Below are 14,856 nucleotides of genomic sequence, written 5' to 3'. Positions count from 1 at the left end.
TTAAAAAATACGGTAGGTTGATAGTTGGGTATAAAATCCAAAATGTTTACATTATGAATTATCGACGAGCAAGCGTTTCAGGTGGGACTTATTTCTTTACGGTTAATTTAGCCAATCGACATTCTTTTTTGTTAGTCGAACAAGTTGATTTGTTGCGTCAAGTTATAAAAGATGTGAAGCAGAAGCATCCGTTTGATATTGATGCAATGGTTGTGTTGCCAGAACATTTACATGCAATCTGGCGTTTACCAAAGAATGATAGTGATTACTCTACGCGATGGATGTTAATTAAAGCAGGTTTTTCTCGGGGTATACCAAAAGGTGAACTTATCCGTGTCAGCCGATTGAAAAAACGAGAACGGGGTATCTGGCAGCGTCGATATTGGGAGCATGTGATTCGGGATGAGTTGGATTGGCAGCGACATGTGGATTATATTCATTTTAATCCTGTTAAACATGGTTGGGTGAAAAATGTTGCCGATTGGCCCTATTCTTCATTTCATCGTTTTGTACGTAATGGTTGGTTATCATCAAATTGGGGTGAAGCCATTGAACAAGGTTTAGATTGTGGCGAAAGATAAAGCTGTATCCGTAATATCCGTAGGTTGGGCTGAGGTACGAAGCCCAATGTTATCAAAATCACATTAAGTTATATTTTTTATATCGTGGCATGTTGTTGTGTTGATTATCACCAGATTGGGGTGAAGCCATTGAACAAGATTTAGGTTATGGCGAAAGATAAAGCCGTATCCGTAATATCCGTAGGTTGGGCTGAGGTACGAAGCCCAATGTTATCAAAATCACATTAAGTTATATTTTTTATATCGTGGCATATTGTTTTGTTGGGCTTCCTTCGTCAACCCAACCTACCGTGCTATTAATACATCAAAATGTATTAGCAGCACCCTCAGCAGGTATCTTTTTTGAGTTTGAACAACCTAATGGCTTAGTGTTCGAAGCTAAAACAATAGGAGATGAATGGAATCACTGGATTCAAAACATACATGGCTATACCATTAGTAAGGGTACTGACGAGTACTGGTATTATGTTTTAGATTTTAATGACAAAGCTCCTATTTTAAGTAGTTATTACGCACATTTGCCTCCACTACCAGAAATAAATAAAAATTTACGTCCCACATTCACATACCCTCCTCAGCAGCTTAGTTTAGATACTATTAATAAATTTGAAAATACTCGCCGTGCTGTACGCTCAAAAACAGATAATAACCGCCCAGTACTTTTTATTTTTGTTGAATTTGATACAGGTATATCTGCAACATCACAGTTAGCCACTTATACTGAGGCTGATTTTGCAATGGCTTTGGGCGATGTTATTGATTATTATTCACAGGCATCCTACAACAGGATAACTCTCAGTCGAGTAAATGATATTGATGAACGTGATGAAGATGGTGATGGGGTAATCGACGCGGGCATAAATGGCAACGGAGTTATTCGTATTTCCCTACCAATTGAACACCCTGATACTCAAGATAACTTAAATGATCCTACTATTGATAATATGATTCAGGATGCAATTACTGCTGTTTTTAACGATGGTTATATAGATTTTTCCGATTATGAAGAGAATAATGGAGACAATAATGACATTCTTGAAGTGGAAGAGTTAGCCATTGTGATTATTGCAGCTGGATACGAAGCCTCTTGTGGTGCAGGAGGAACACCAAGTATATGGGGACATAGGGGAGGATTGAACTCATTTACTGTTGATGGGATTACAATATCAAGGTATGCAGCTTTTGGTGAAATACATAGTTGTAATGGGGATCACCGTGCCACCATTGGAATTATGGCTCATGAATTGGGACACTTAATCTTTGGTTTACCTGATTTATATGATTTAGATAGATCATCTAAAGGTATTGGTGGCTGGGGGTTAATGAGTGGAGGTGGTTGGGGGAGAACTACAGCCCAAACATTTATTGGAGAAAGTCCGATTTTACCTTCGGCTTGGGCAAGGTACCATCTCGGCTGGGTTGATGAAATGATTCCCTCTGGAGTTACAGAAATTGTTGCAGCTGGTTCATCAAACGCAACAACTGCAAATTCAGTATTTAAACTGGAAACAGATGAACCACAAGAATATTTCTTAGTTGAGAATAGACAACCTCTTGGGTTTGATGAGGGTTTAGAAAGACACTTGGGAGACAATTTTAATGGGGGGTTGGCTATATGGCATATTGATGATAGGGTGCGTACAAATCATGTAGATAAACACCATAACTCTATTGCATGTAGTGGTTCAAATGCCCATTTTGCTATATGCAATAATAATCAACATAGAAAAGTTGACTTAATGGAAGCTGACAATGAAGAAAAAGGAGGAAATGGAACACAACAAACTGATCTTTGGAGTAACTCCTATTTTGGTTCTCGCTCAGAACCTGAAAGTTCTAGGTATGGTTATATGGGAACTTTATCTAGTGTTGAAATTACAGATATATCAGCATCAAGTGAACGAATGAGTGCAGATTTTTTGACATTTTTATCAGAAACAACTAGTTTTACAGATGTTCCTACATCTTACTGGGCATACCCAGCAATTGAGTATTTATTTGATATGGGATTAACGACAGGTTGTGGAGATCAGACTCCCCCTAGATTTTGCCCTGATGATGAAATAAATAGAGCAGAAATGGCAGTTTTTCTATCCCGAATAGCTATTCACCAAGCTCTTGAGAGTAGTGCATTACAAGATATTGAAAATACCTTTGTTGATGTTGACCCCGTACTTTGGGAATGGGCTATACAAGAAATAGAGTCTATTTCTCGCATGGGCATTACAAATGGTGTTGGAAATGATTCCTTTAGTCCTGAAGGCATAGTGAATAGAGAACAAACAGCAGCATTCTTAACTCGCCTAATCTATGGAAATAATTATATTCCGCAATATCCTTATCAAAATATATTTATTGATGTATTAGATACAAACTCTTTTTTTCCTCATATTGAAGAAATATATAGACTAGGTATAACAAGTGGCTATAAAGGCACTCCAAGACGATACGGTCCATCAGACCCTGTTACCCGTGCTCAAATGGCTGTATTCTTATATCGCTATTTAAAGTTAATTAATAATGATTTTAATGATGATGGTACACCTGATAGAGATCAAATAAATATTATATCAATGCCAAACCCTGTAGATGGTACTTATATTACTTTAGAGGTAAGTCCTGATACTTGCGCCGTCCAAAATGTACGTTTACTTCATGAAGATAGTCAAGTAGGAAGTGGGATATTTTACAATAGTAGCCGAACTGATTTTTCTTATGACTATCCCCAAGGACTTATAAGTTTTGAAATTCCATGTGAAACTGCTGATGTAATACTCTACTATCATGGTAGTTCTGATATAAGTGAAAGAGAGTTTCGTAAACATGGACCTGAAACCCCAGGAGGAGCTATTGGAAACCCTTGGACATTAGTTCCTTCTAATGATCCAAATTTTGCTTCTTCTAATATTAATGGAGAAACTGTTGCAACTGTTACGTTTACACTTAATGATAATCAGCGTGGAGATTCTACAGGAGATGATGGTAATATCGTTGACCCTGGTGGAGCAGCAACTTCTGCATTTCTGTTTAGTATGAATGGGTTTTCATTTGATAATTCAAGTCAACCGTTAGTAGAAGCAAATATAAAAATAGGAAATGAAGTAATTGCTACTGTTGATAGTACAGGCTACTGGGAAGCAACTGGTTTTCTTGGTGATCGATATCCAATTAGTATTATTAAAGATGGATATACTGATATATCTCAAATAATAACTCTTAGTCTTAACTCACCTTCAGTTTCTTTGATAACCTATTCAGATAAAACCGGTATGCAAGATTCTGATTCTATAGTTGTGGGTACAAATCAAAACAGCGTATTAGTTTATTCCCCTCAAGGAGAGAAATTCCAGACTATTTCTGTTTCAACTCCAGAAGCCATTGTTGCCACCAAAGACATTGATGCGGATAGCACCGAAGAAATTGCCGTACAAAACGATGCTACTTACGAAGTCACAGGCGGTAAAACTGATATTGCAGTGACAAACAATATGTTTTTGATTCAAGCCAATGTCAAAGGTGATGCCACACTGGAAACCATCATTGGTTCACAAACCACAAATGAAATTAGCATTGACGGTGAAACCATCACGGTTTTTGAGTCAAGTACGCTGCGTTCACGGGGTATCCGTAAAAATGAAAAAGTCACCATTTGCCACAAAGGAAAAGAGCTTAGCGTAGCAGAAAGTGCTTTAAAAGGTCATTTAGGTCATGGTGATACAGTAGGCAGTTGTTCTCCTCCACCAGCAGAACCAAATAATGATGAAGATGATGATGACGACAATGAAAAAGATGACGAAGAGGATGATAATGATCGTAAAGTTACCATTTGTCATTATGATGATAAAACAGACTCTTTTGAAACAATCTCTGTCTCTAATAATGCGTTAGATGCTCATCTTGCTCATCCTAAAGATTCAACAGGAGCTTGTCTTGATGAAGATGATGACAAAAATGAAAGCTTTGGTGTTAACGCTGCCGTAGCAGGCTTTAATCAAATTGTTGTTGCAACGGCAAGTAATGGTGGTTACATCGAAGTGATTACAGCGGATGGCTCTGTGCTTTACAGCTTCACAGCGTTTGATAGTAATACAGGTGTTATCATCGCAGCAGGCAACATCTTAGGTGATGAAACCCCAGAAATAATTGCAGCCGCAGTAGGTGGTTCTGAAATCATTATTTTTGACATACAAGGTAATGTATTAAACAGCTTTACCATTGATGGCATTGTTACCAGTCTTGCGATTGCCAAACAATTTGCACCAACTCAACTAGCAAAAGTTATTGAACCACCATCAATTGAGACACCTATAGAAGAAAGCAACTTCTTAGAAGATAAAATCAAAGCACCTATTTGCCCAAGCATAGAAACCTCTACTAATATCATTTCAGGTTGTAAAGGTAATGGAGCTGAACTGCCAGAAGGTGTTGCAATTAGAGAAGATGCAAGTGTATCTAATGTTGTTTTAAATAGTACGCCCAAAATTAAAGGCACAGTCAGTGACTCAGAAATTAAAGAGGGTGCAACTGTTGAGGGTGGTAGATTTACAGGTACAATCATCAATAATGGCACACTAAAAAATATTCGTTTTAGAGGTCATTTGCTCACAGGTGGTATTTTAGCAGGTGTGGTTGAAACGATTATTGCTGACACTTTAGGCTATATTGAAGATGTCGAACTGGCAGAAGGTACTATTTTAATTGGTGGTGTATTACGTGGCACTATCAAAGGTCATCCTAAAAAACCTGCATTAATTGTAAAAGCGTGGATTCGGAAAGGTGCAAAGCTCAGTCATGTTAGATTAGGGGCTGATGTTAGAATTGATAATGGTGTTGAAAAAGGCGAAGGGGTTGAGCACGAAAATACGACTCTTGAAAGCCTAGAAACCACTAAAAACTAAATAGTTTTTGCAATTCTTAAATGCTCATTGTTCTTTGGAATGGTGGGCGTTTTTTGTTTGTATTGCTTACCTTTTCCACTTATCATTCTGTTCCTGTTTCATCATTGGTTTACTTATCTTATGTTAGAAGAAGAATTACGTCGTTTACGTCAACAACTTTGGAATATTGCCGATTCTTTACATGGGAAAATGCACGCTGATGAGTTTTGAGATTATATGCTGGGGTTTATTTTCTATTTGAGGAGAAGTCGAATAAAGCAAAGCTTGAGTTTTTGATTAGCATGAAAGAGATTATGCTCAAAGTTCTTCACAAGGGATTTGCAGCGTTCAACCCAAGCATTGGAACGTTCGACAACCCAACGCGCTTTAACAGGAACAAAACCAGCTTTCCCTTGAGCGGCTTTTTCCTTTTTAGAGGGTTTAGGAGAAAGCTCAAACTGGATTTTGGTCATGATTTCTGGATAGACAGCTTCTAGCTTTTTAGTAGCTGCCCTACAATTGCAGGACAGCTACCCACAGAATTCCAACCACAGCTAACGCTTAAAATCAATATGTATCGTTTCCCTAATTATTTCTATTGATGATTGGATTCCAAGTTTAGCCCCTAAGTTAAGATTATCTTCTTTTAAAGAATAAGGTATTTATCTTGCTTATATTCTGTCCTGTTGTAGAATTAATTTCATAATTTGTATGGGGATAAATTATGCGAGTAACAACGCTATGGCTGTTTGTGGGTGCGACCAATATTGCACAAGCAGACATTTTAATGAACAATAATCAGTTATCAAGTAATGATGGCTTGTACGACATTTCGCAAGATTTGGGACAAACCATTGGCAAAGTGTTTTATTTAGAGCAGGTGACTGTATGGGGGAAAACCGTTTGTGTTGAAGCCAAAAAGCTTGGAGAGGAAGGCTTTATCATTGTTTTAGCCGCAAAGAAAAATGACATCATTAAAGCCTATAAGCTGCGCTGGAATTTTGCAGCCATTATTGCTTAATTTTTTGAACTCAATAACTTACAACTATTTCTCCATGTCCCTTAATTTTTGTCGGGTTCAGAGATTCTGCATAGTCAATTGATTATCAATACTGGGTCTTTTTGTTTTGCTAAAAAATCAAATCTAAGCCACAAATAATCAGAAAATAAAAATGCAGATTCAAACATAAGATATTTTTAATAAATTTAAAACAATCCATCGTTATACACTCACTTTAAAAATACTCGCACAAACCTGCAATTCTTTCATGACAAAAAGCACATTTCATTTTAATATAAGAAGCTTAATGCAATGCAACAAACACCATCAGGAATCACACACCAAAACCATTCCTGTCCTAAGTACTGAAAGGATTGAAAGTTGAAAGACGAATTCCAACGCATACAACGTTTACCGCCCTATGTTTTTAATATTGTTGGAGAGTTAAGACAAGAAGCGCGAGCCCGAGGCGAAGACATCATCGATTTTAGCATGGGAAATCCAGACCAACCCACGCCAGAACACATTGTCAACAAGCTTGTGGAAGCTGCCAGTCGTAAGGATACACACCGTTATTCTGCCTCCAGAGGTATTCCGCGTTTGCGTCGAGCGATGGCCAATTGGTACGCCAACCGCTATAACGTTGAACTTGACTATGATAAAGAAGTCATCGTCACCATTGGTTCAAAAGAAGGGCTTGCGCATTTGGCATTAGCCACTGTCGGGCCGGGTGATTCCGTGCTTGTGCCTAATCCTGCCTACCCGATTCACCCTTATGGTTTTGTGATTGCGGGGGCAGATATTCGTCATGTGCCATTAGTACCAGACATCGATTTTTTTGAAGAATTGGAAAAAGCCATCACTTCATCTTGGCCACGACCAAAAATGTTAGTGTTAAATTTCCCTGGAAATCCAACCACACAATGTGTTGATTTGGAATTCTTCGAAAAAGTAGTCAAAATTGCCCGTGAACATGAAGTGTGGGTGATTCATGATTTAGCCTATGCTGATATTGTGTTTGATGGTTATAAAGCACCGTCTATTTTAGAAGTAGAAGGCGCGAAAGAAATTGCTGTCGAATCCTTCTCATTATCAAAAAGCTATAATATGCCCGGATGGCGTGTGGGCTTTATGTGTGGTAATCCAACTTTGATTGCGGCTTTAGCGCGGATTAAATCTTATCTTGATTACGGTATGTTTACCCCAATTCAAGTCGCCGCGATTACCGCTTTAGAAGAATCACAAGAATGTGTCCAACAAATTTGTGACATGTATAAAGAACGTCGCGATGTGTTATGTGATGGATTAAATGCAGCGGGCTGGAAGGTTGAAAAACCCAAAGCAACTATGTTTGTATGGGCAAAAATCCCTGAACCTTATCAACATTTAGGTTCTTTAGAATTCTCAAAAAAACTGTTATCTGAGGCAAAAATTGCAGTTTCCCCTGGGATTGGTTTTGGTAGTCATGGTGATGACCATGTGCGTATTGCCTTGATTGAAAATCCTCATCGTACCCGTCAAGCTATTCGCGGTATTAAAGATATGTTTAGGAAAGACGGTTTATTATAGTTTGAAAAATAAGGACAGGCAGTTCTAGTATTTGCAGATATTTGCTTTTAGTTTAACAGGACTGCCAATCCTCCCTATCTCAAAGTGGCTTATTTTTTTGCCAATGGAGTCAACAATATGCGTTGGTTATTTTTAATCGGTTTATTCATGAATGCAGTCGTATATGTACAAGCGGCAGAAATATCAGACGGCCAAAAATTACATGATAAGGCTTGTTTATCTTGCCATGATTCGATGACTAATGGTAAACCAGAACAGATTTATACTCGCGAAGATCAGGTTGAAAGCAGTGTAGAAGATTTAGCAGGATTAAAAAGTCGGGTTCAGACATGTGCTACGAATACAGGTGCACAATGGTTTGATGATGAAGTCACACAAGTAGTTGAATATTTAAATACAACTTATTACAAGTTTGGTTTAGAAGAATCCGAATGATCGCTTTATTGCAGCGTGTTACTCAGGCACAAGTCAGTGTTGATAATCAAATCATTGGCCAAATTGAACAAGGGCTGATGGTGTTGCTTGGTGTTGAAAAAGCCGATACACAACAACAAGCGGATCGATTATTACAACGGGTGTTAACTTATCGTGTATTCAGTGATGCGCAAGATAAAATGAATCTAAGTCTCAATGATATTCAAGGTGGATTGTTGCTTATACCACAATTCACTTTACCCGCCGATACGCGTAAGGGCACACGCCCCAGTTTTACCCCCGCCGCACCACCAGAGCAAGGTTTAGCTTTATTCAATTATTTTTGTGAACAAGCAACACAGCAACACGCCATTGTCGAAACAGGGCAATTCGGTGCGGACATGCAAGTCAGTTTAACCAATGATGGTCCTGTCACATTCTGGCTGCAAGTAACAGCCTAACACTCTATGAATTCCTTTTTTTAAATACAATTGTTTACGATATATTTTCAATATATAATCTTAAATTAAGATGTTTCAAGCCAGAGATTTGGCTATTGAGAAGCTACTGTGTCTTTTTTAATTAAGAGATTACAATACTTTAGATTGATTTTAGAAAAAAAGATTTCCATAAATTATAAGCACAGACTTCTTTTATAATTTATGTGTCTTAAAAAATATCCGAATCATTGAGTTTAAGGAGTTTTTATGAGTGCTGCATTACCAATTACTTTAGCTTTGACTGCCGCAGCCGCAGTTATAAAGTTTTATTTTGATTCCAAATTAGCTGACCAACAAACGCAGGCGCGTTTAATCAAAGAGTCCTTGAATTCTGATGATGCAGATGAGCGACTTGAATCACTAGAATTTTTAATGGATATTGATTTGATTACAGACCCCAAGATAAAACAAGCTCTTGATCAATATAGAAAGCCAGCAGAGAATGGCAAAAATACACAGCCTAAAAAGAAATTACCTCGATATGCAATACCTGAAGTGCCAGATAATATTGCTGCTGCAACCTCCAATACTCAGAATAATGCCCAAGGTGTACAGAGTACCGTACATGGAATTATTGGTTCATGGGAATATACCCGAGATAGTAAAGATTTTTACCGCACATTTACAAAAGATAATCTGTGCAGACTGTCATCAGAAAACCAAGATATTATTTGGGAATACCCCTATGAAATCATGAATGATAGGGAAATTACAGTAACGCAACAATTGTACTTATACCATGAGCTGCTTGCTGATGGTAAGTTGCGTTTATTTCATGAGGCAGTTGTAGAAGGCATATCAATGCTGGGTGCAGCCTGTACTGCAACCCGAACATCTGAAAAAGAGGAAAAAGGGGTGCATGATATTGTTGGGACATGGGAATATGAAAAAGAGGGTAAAAAATATACACGAACCTTTTTAGCGGAAGATAAATGTATTTTGGCCGCACAAGATGGATCTGCTATAAAAACCCGTACTTATCGTATAAATCCTGATAATGATAGAAAAGTGACTGTTATAGCGCGTCAACTATTTTTGTATCACAAAATCCGTTCTGACGGACAATTAAATATCGAAAATCGCTATGTAGCTAAAAGAGCAACGCTAGAATCTGATTCTAGCGTGCATGATACGCATCAGAATGTGTAGTATTTCAATATCTGGAGCAGTCTTGGTTCATACAATCAATGCTTCGGATTATTTCATATTAATCATGAATCCCTGACATTTCTCTCTATAGTCAATTTCGTTTTGGGTATTAGGACTGGCAGTCCTATAAAACTTTAAATATCAATTACTTTTAAAACTAAGGACTGCCAGTCCTGTATCATCTTAGAATAAAACGACTATACATAGCTTATCCAAAATATAGGGAGGAATAACAAGGTCTTTTCCAGCCATTTCCTAAACATTTTATTCGGTAGGTTTCACTTCGTTCTATCGATTCCATATCTATTGTTTGCTCTAATATTTTGTATTTTCAAATTCAATCAATTAGAATTTTAGCCTCATTCAAACTATCAGCAAATTGATGCCCAAAATCCAAATTCAAAACCTTTCTAAAATATTTGGCAAACACCCCCAACGCGCTCTCGATTTACTTGCTCAAGGACTTAATAAAGATGATGTTTTTAATAAAACAGGACTTGCCGTTGGTTTAGCAAACGTTAGTTTTGATGTACAGCAAGGAGAAATCCTAGTCATTATGGGACTTAGTGGCAGCGGTAAATCCACTTTAATTCGCTGTATTAATCGTTTAGTTGAACCCACTTCTGGCAAGATATTAATTGATAACCAAGATATTATTCAAGTTTCAAACAAAGAGCTGCTTAATATTCGGCGACATCAATTTGGAATGGTGTTCCAACATTTTGCCTTATTTCCACATCGTAATATTTTGCAAAATATCGCTTATGGTTTAGAAATTCAACATATAGATAAAGCTACCCGTGAACAAAAAGCCCGCGAAACATTAAAACTGGTCGGTTTAGATGGCTGGGAACAGGCAAAACCACATCAACTCAGCGGTGGGATGCAACAACGTGTCGGCTTAGCCCGTGCGTTGGCGATTGAACCTGATATTTTGCTAATGGATGAGGCGTTTAGTGCTTTAGACCCACTGATCCGACGCGATATGCAGCAAGAACTCATTACATTACAACAACGTGTCCATAAAACCATTGTATTTATTACCCATGATTTGGACGAAGCCTTACGTATTGGCGATCGGATTGTACTTATGAAGGATGGCTGCGTGGTGCAAATGGGTACGGCAACAGATATTTTAACCCAGCCTGCAAACGCCTATGTTAAGCGATTCATTGAAACGATAGATACTAGCAAAATGTTGAATATCTTAGCTAAACAAGGAGCAGCATAATAATGGAATTTCCTGAATTACCGAAACTACCCTTAGATATTTGGATTGATAACGGGCTGACTTTTTTAAAACAGCATATTGCTTTTATTACTAAATATATGAGTGACGTGGCTGAGAGCAGCATTGATTTCGTTATCGATCACTTATTGGAATTGCCGCCTTGGGTGATTATTATTGTATTTAGCCTGTTAGCATGGCGCATTGCAGGCCGAAGTATGGGTTTATTTACTGTACTTGGTTTAAGTTTAATATGGAACTTACAACTATGGGAGCCGATGATTGAAACTTTGGCACTGGTTGTTTTTGCAACATTATTATCGATTTCAATTGCCATTCCTCTGGGTATTTTAGCCGCGTTATCAAAAACGTTTTATCGCATTGTGATGCCTCTTTTAGATTTTATGCAAACCATGCCTGCTTTTGTGTATTTAATTCCTGCAATTCCATTTTTTGGACTTGGTGCAGCATCCGCTATTTTTGCAACTATTGTGTTTTCAATGCCGCCATCAATACGTTTAACCTGTTTAGGTATTCGCCAAGTACCTGAAGAATTGGTTGAAGCCGCCGATGCTTTTGGTTCGACAAAATTACAAAAATTATTTAAATTACAGCTTCCACTCGCCATTCCCACAATGATGGCAGGTATCAATCAAACCATTATGCTGGCCTTATCCATGGTGGTGATTGCAGCCATGATTGGAGCAGGGGGTTTAGGTCGAGAAGTTTGGATTGCAATTCAACGTTTACAGGCGGGAAAAGGGTTTGAAGCAGGGATTGCGATTGTGATTTTAGCCATCATTTTAGACCGAATCACCCAAAAGCTGGGTAAATCTCATGAATCCTAAATTTTTAGGCAATATGTTAAACTAGTGATCTGCTAAATGAGATGGTGATATGTTAAGCGAGTTACAGCAAGATTATTTGCGTACCATGGAGGTTGATATCTGGGTCAGACGTGAACTCATTGTTGAGCGCGTTGCCCCTAAACCTGCTGTATCACCAGCTAAATCAATTGCTTCTATCGCAAAAAAAACGCTTTCACATAAGACAAAGTCTGTTATTCCCGTCGCGCCTATACAGCCCCAAGTTGATAATATTGGCTGGGATGAATTACAGCAGCAAGTGGCACAATGTACTGCCTGTGCTTTGCATAAAAGTCGAACTCAAACGGTATTCGGTGTGGGTAATCCCAATGCGGATATTTTATTTATCGGCGAAGCACCTGGAGCGGACGAGGATAAACAAGGAGAACCTTTTGTGGGACGTGCAGGACAATTATTGAATAAAATGTTATTTGCAATCCAATTGCAACGCGAAGACATTTATATTGCCAATATTTTAAAATGCCGCCCGCCAGAAAATCGTAATCCTATTGCTGAAGAAAAGCTGTGCTGCACGCCTTTTTTAAAACGCCAAATTGCATTGATTCAACCTAAGGTAATTATTGCACTGGGTCGCATTGCTGCCACATTTTTATTAGATAATGATAAAGCCATGGGCGTTTTACGCAACCAAAGCCGAAAACAAGAATTATCTTATGCAGATACTGGCGTTAGAGTGCTGGCAACGTATCATCCTGCTTATTTGCTGCGTAGTAATTTACAAAAGCGTAAAGCGTGGGAAGATTTACAATTAATTAAACACATTATTACAGAACAAGGTTTATGAGTGCAGTTTTAGCCCAACCACAATTAGTTATACGTCCAATGTTAAAAACTGATTTAACTGATGTGATGCTTATCGAGTCAGTTGCTTATCTTTATCCATGGAATCAGCGCATTTTTCAGGATTGTTTTAAAGCTAACTATCACAATTATGTGATTGAAGATAATCAAGTTTTAATTGGTTATGCTTTGATGTTAATTGCACATCCATTGGAAGCGCATGTGTTAAATATTTGCGTCCATCCTGATTGTCAGAATGGCGGTTATGGACGTATTTTATTAAACTATTTGCTTGATGTTGCTCGGAATAAGATGGTGGAAGAAGTTTTATTAGAAGTACGTCCATCAAATGAAGCTGCGATCCATTTATATCACCATACAGGCTTTAATCAAATCGGGGTCAGACGCAATTATTATCCTACTAAAAAAGGACGAGAAAATGCACTGATGTTTGGTTTAACATTATGATTTAGCTTTTTTAAGTGGCAAATTTTGCATTAATCACCTTTTAATATGGCTAATGCTAAAATCAAGTCTATTTTATAATATATCAGATGTTCTGTAATGCTGTAATCTGCGTTTTGAGCTCCAACAAATTTAGATTATGCTGGCTCACTTGAGCAGCATTTTATAGAATATTCAGAATTGTTGTCCTCAAAATATAGCCATTATTTTCAATTACTAAAGCGGCTGGTTAAGTCAACAACCCGTGAAACTTCTTCTAAACTGGTTTGCCCTTCTAAAATACGTCGAACCCCATCTTGAGCTAGAGTTTGAAAACCTGATTTTTTAGCATATTGTCGAATATCAAAAGTAGTGGCTTTGTGCGCAATTAAATCTTGAAAAGATTCATCAATCCGTAAAATCTCCATTAATGCTAAACGCCCTTTATAACCACGGTTGTGGCACACATCGCAGCCTTGTGAATGATAAACTGACAATGCTTGCTGAGTATCACAATCAAGTAGGGTTTTATGTAATTCTGTTGGCTGATATTCCTGTTTACAATGTTCACATAAAATACGGATTAAACGCTGTCCGATCACGCCAATAATATTTTCTGCCATAATATCAGGATAAATACCAATATCAGATAAACGCGGAATTGCGCCAATTGCCGTATTAGTATGCAAGGTTGAATACACTTGATGACCTGTCATTGCAGCCCGAAACGCCATTTCTGCGGTATCCTCATCACGAATCTCACCTACGAGGATAATATCAGGGTCTTGTCGCATCATGGAACGAATACCCGTAGCAAAACCCAGCTTAACTCCTTCATTAACAGCCGTTTGACGCACTTGGCCTAGTACATATTCTACAGGGTCTTCCAAGGTCATAATATTGACCAATTCAGTATTTAAATGATTGAGTATCGAATACAGGGTGGTGGTTTTTCCCGAACCTGTTGGCCCTGTAATCAGAATCATACCTTCAGGGCGGGCAATCATCAGTTGCAAGGTTTGCAAATTTTCATCCGTCAAACCTAAATGATCCAACGCCATAATCCCGCGTTGACTGTCCAAAATCCGCAACACAATATTTTCGCCATATACCGTAGGTTGCACTGATACTCGAAAATCAATCTGCCGTCCTGACAAGGTAAGTGTCATACGACCATCTTGTGGAATTCTGGTTTCGGCAATATTTAAACCTGTCATCACTTTCAAACGTACTGCAATCGCTGACCAATAATTTTTATGTAAACTGCGAATTTGTTGTAAAACCCCGTCAATCCGATACCGAATCCGTAAAAAGCCTTTTTCTGGTTCAAAATGTACATCTGAAGCATTACGTTTTACTGCATCCGCCAGTAATGCGTCCACTAAACGTACTAGTGGTTGGCTATACTCATCTGCGGTGGCTAAACT

13 protein-coding genes are annotated in these 14,856 nt (G+C 38.1%); 11 read left to right on the top strand and 2 right to left on the bottom strand.

What is annotated here, in order from left to right; translation table 11 throughout:
• Positions 1 to 53: 53 nt before the first annotated feature.
• Both ABXH34_RS00100 and ABXH34_RS00095 read left to right on the top strand, forming a co-directional pair.
• Positions 54 to 581 carry an REP-associated tyrosine transposase gene (locus ABXH34_RS00100; RefSeq protein ID WP_353569811.1) on the top strand — a complete coding sequence of 176 codons (528 nt, stop codon included), beginning with the start codon at positions 54 to 56 and terminating at the stop codon, positions 579 to 581.
• A gap of 290 nt (positions 582 to 871) precedes the next feature.
• Positions 872 to 5,479 carry a M6 family metalloprotease domain-containing protein gene (locus ABXH34_RS00095; protein ID WP_353569810.1) on the top strand — a complete coding sequence of 1,536 codons (4,608 nt, stop codon included), beginning with the start codon at positions 872 to 874 and terminating at the stop codon, positions 5,477 to 5,479.
• Between the two features lie 233 nt (positions 5,480 to 5,712).
• Here the strand turns inward: ABXH34_RS00095 and ABXH34_RS00090 are convergent, their stop codons facing one another.
• Positions 5,713 to 5,931 carry a hypothetical protein gene (locus ABXH34_RS00090; RefSeq protein WP_353569809.1) on the bottom strand — a complete coding sequence of 73 codons (219 nt, stop codon included), beginning with the start codon at positions 5,929 to 5,931 and terminating at the stop codon, positions 5,713 to 5,715.
• A 251-nt stretch (positions 5,932 to 6,182) separates the two neighbouring features.
• Here ABXH34_RS00090 and ABXH34_RS00085 point away from each other — a divergent pair, with 251 nt between their 5' ends.
• The 9 genes from ABXH34_RS00085 to rimI all read left to right on the top strand — a co-directional run bounded on the left by ABXH34_RS00085 (position 6,183) and on the right by rimI (position 13,453).
• Entirely contained in the window at positions 6,183 to 6,479 is a 297-nt protein-coding gene (locus ABXH34_RS00085) for a hypothetical protein (RefSeq protein WP_353569808.1), read from the top strand.
• A gap of 360 nt (positions 6,480 to 6,839) precedes the next feature.
• The gene (gene alaC / locus ABXH34_RS00080; RefSeq protein WP_353569807.1) at positions 6,840 to 8,027 is read left to right on the top strand and encodes an alanine transaminase; all 1,188 of its coding nucleotides are present in this window, start codon (positions 6,840 to 6,842) and stop codon (positions 8,025 to 8,027) included.
• A 117-nt stretch (positions 8,028 to 8,144) separates the two neighbouring features.
• On the top strand, positions 8,145 to 8,462 hold the full coding sequence (locus ABXH34_RS00075) for a c-type cytochrome (RefSeq protein WP_353569806.1): 318 nt from the start codon (positions 8,145 to 8,147) through the stop codon (positions 8,460 to 8,462).
• A complete protein-coding gene (gene dtd / locus ABXH34_RS00070; protein ID WP_353569805.1) occupies positions 8,459 to 8,902 on the top strand; it encodes a D-aminoacyl-tRNA deacylase in 444 nt (147 codons plus the stop codon). The genes ABXH34_RS00075 and dtd overlap by 4 nt, the downstream gene beginning before the upstream one ends.
• Before the next feature lie 246 nt (positions 8,903 to 9,148).
• Positions 9,149 to 10,090: a hypothetical protein gene (locus ABXH34_RS00065; protein ID WP_353569804.1), complete on the top strand. Its 942-nt coding sequence runs from the start codon at positions 9,149 to 9,151 to the stop codon at positions 10,088 to 10,090.
• Positions 10,091 to 10,472: 382 nt separating this feature from the next.
• Positions 10,473 to 11,321 carry a quaternary amine ABC transporter ATP-binding protein gene (locus ABXH34_RS00060; RefSeq protein ID WP_353569803.1) on the top strand — a complete coding sequence of 283 codons (849 nt, stop codon included), beginning with the start codon at positions 10,473 to 10,475 and terminating at the stop codon, positions 11,319 to 11,321.
• 2 nt (positions 11,322 to 11,323) lie between these two features.
• The gene (locus tag ABXH34_RS00055) at positions 11,324 to 12,166 is read left to right on the top strand and encodes an ABC transporter permease (protein ID WP_353569802.1); all 843 of its coding nucleotides are present in this window, start codon (positions 11,324 to 11,326) and stop codon (positions 12,164 to 12,166) included.
• A gap of 49 nt (positions 12,167 to 12,215) precedes the next feature.
• A complete protein-coding gene (locus tag ABXH34_RS00050; protein ID WP_353569801.1) occupies positions 12,216 to 12,989 on the top strand; it encodes a uracil-DNA glycosylase in 774 nt (257 codons plus the stop codon).
• Entirely contained in the window at positions 12,986 to 13,453 is a 468-nt protein-coding gene (gene rimI / locus ABXH34_RS00045; RefSeq protein WP_353569800.1) for a ribosomal protein S18-alanine N-acetyltransferase, read from the top strand. The genes ABXH34_RS00050 and rimI overlap by 4 nt, the downstream gene beginning before the upstream one ends.
• A gap of 206 nt (positions 13,454 to 13,659) precedes the next feature.
• Here rimI and ABXH34_RS00040 read toward each other — a convergent pair.
• A partial coding sequence (locus ABXH34_RS00040) for a GspE/PulE family protein (protein ID WP_353569799.1) occupies positions 13,660 to 14,856 on the bottom strand: 1,197 nt, incomplete at its 5' end.

Source organism: Candidatus Albibeggiatoa sp. nov. BB20 (assembly GCA_016744725.1).
GTDB lineage: Bacteria > Pseudomonadota > Gammaproteobacteria > Beggiatoales > Beggiatoaceae > Albibeggiatoa.
The sequence above is the reverse complement of the archived record's forward strand: the minus strand, read 5'-3'. Positions and strand labels throughout refer to the sequence as shown.

Excerpts from the sequence above, each read along its gene's own strand:
- ABXH34_RS00075 (WP_353569806.1), top strand. The coding sequence starts at position 8,145 with ATGCGTTGGTTATTTTTAATCGGTTTATTCATGAATGCAGTCGTATAT.
- ABXH34_RS00100 (WP_353569811.1), top strand. The coding sequence starts at position 54 with ATGAATTATCGACGAGCAAGCGTTTCAGGTGGGACTTATTTCTTTACG.
- ABXH34_RS00050 (WP_353569801.1), top strand. The coding sequence starts at position 12,216 with ATGTTAAGCGAGTTACAGCAAGATTATTTGCGTACCATGGAGGTTGAT.
- ABXH34_RS00060 (WP_353569803.1), top strand. The coding sequence starts at position 10,473 with ATGCCCAAAATCCAAATTCAAAACCTTTCTAAAATATTTGGCAAACAC.
- ABXH34_RS00065 (WP_353569804.1), top strand. The coding sequence starts at position 9,149 with ATGAGTGCTGCATTACCAATTACTTTAGCTTTGACTGCCGCAGCCGCA.
- rimI (WP_353569800.1), top strand. The coding sequence starts at position 12,986 with ATGAGTGCAGTTTTAGCCCAACCACAATTAGTTATACGTCCAATGTTA.
- dtd (WP_353569805.1), top strand. The coding sequence starts at position 8,459 with ATGATCGCTTTATTGCAGCGTGTTACTCAGGCACAAGTCAGTGTTGAT.
- ABXH34_RS00055 (WP_353569802.1), top strand. The coding sequence starts at position 11,324 with ATGGAATTTCCTGAATTACCGAAACTACCCTTAGATATTTGGATTGAT.
- ABXH34_RS00090 (WP_353569809.1), bottom strand. The coding sequence starts at position 5,931 with ATGACCAAAATCCAGTTTGAGCTTTCTCCTAAACCCTCTAAAAAGGAA.
- ABXH34_RS00085 (WP_353569808.1), top strand. The coding sequence starts at position 6,183 with ATGCGAGTAACAACGCTATGGCTGTTTGTGGGTGCGACCAATATTGCA.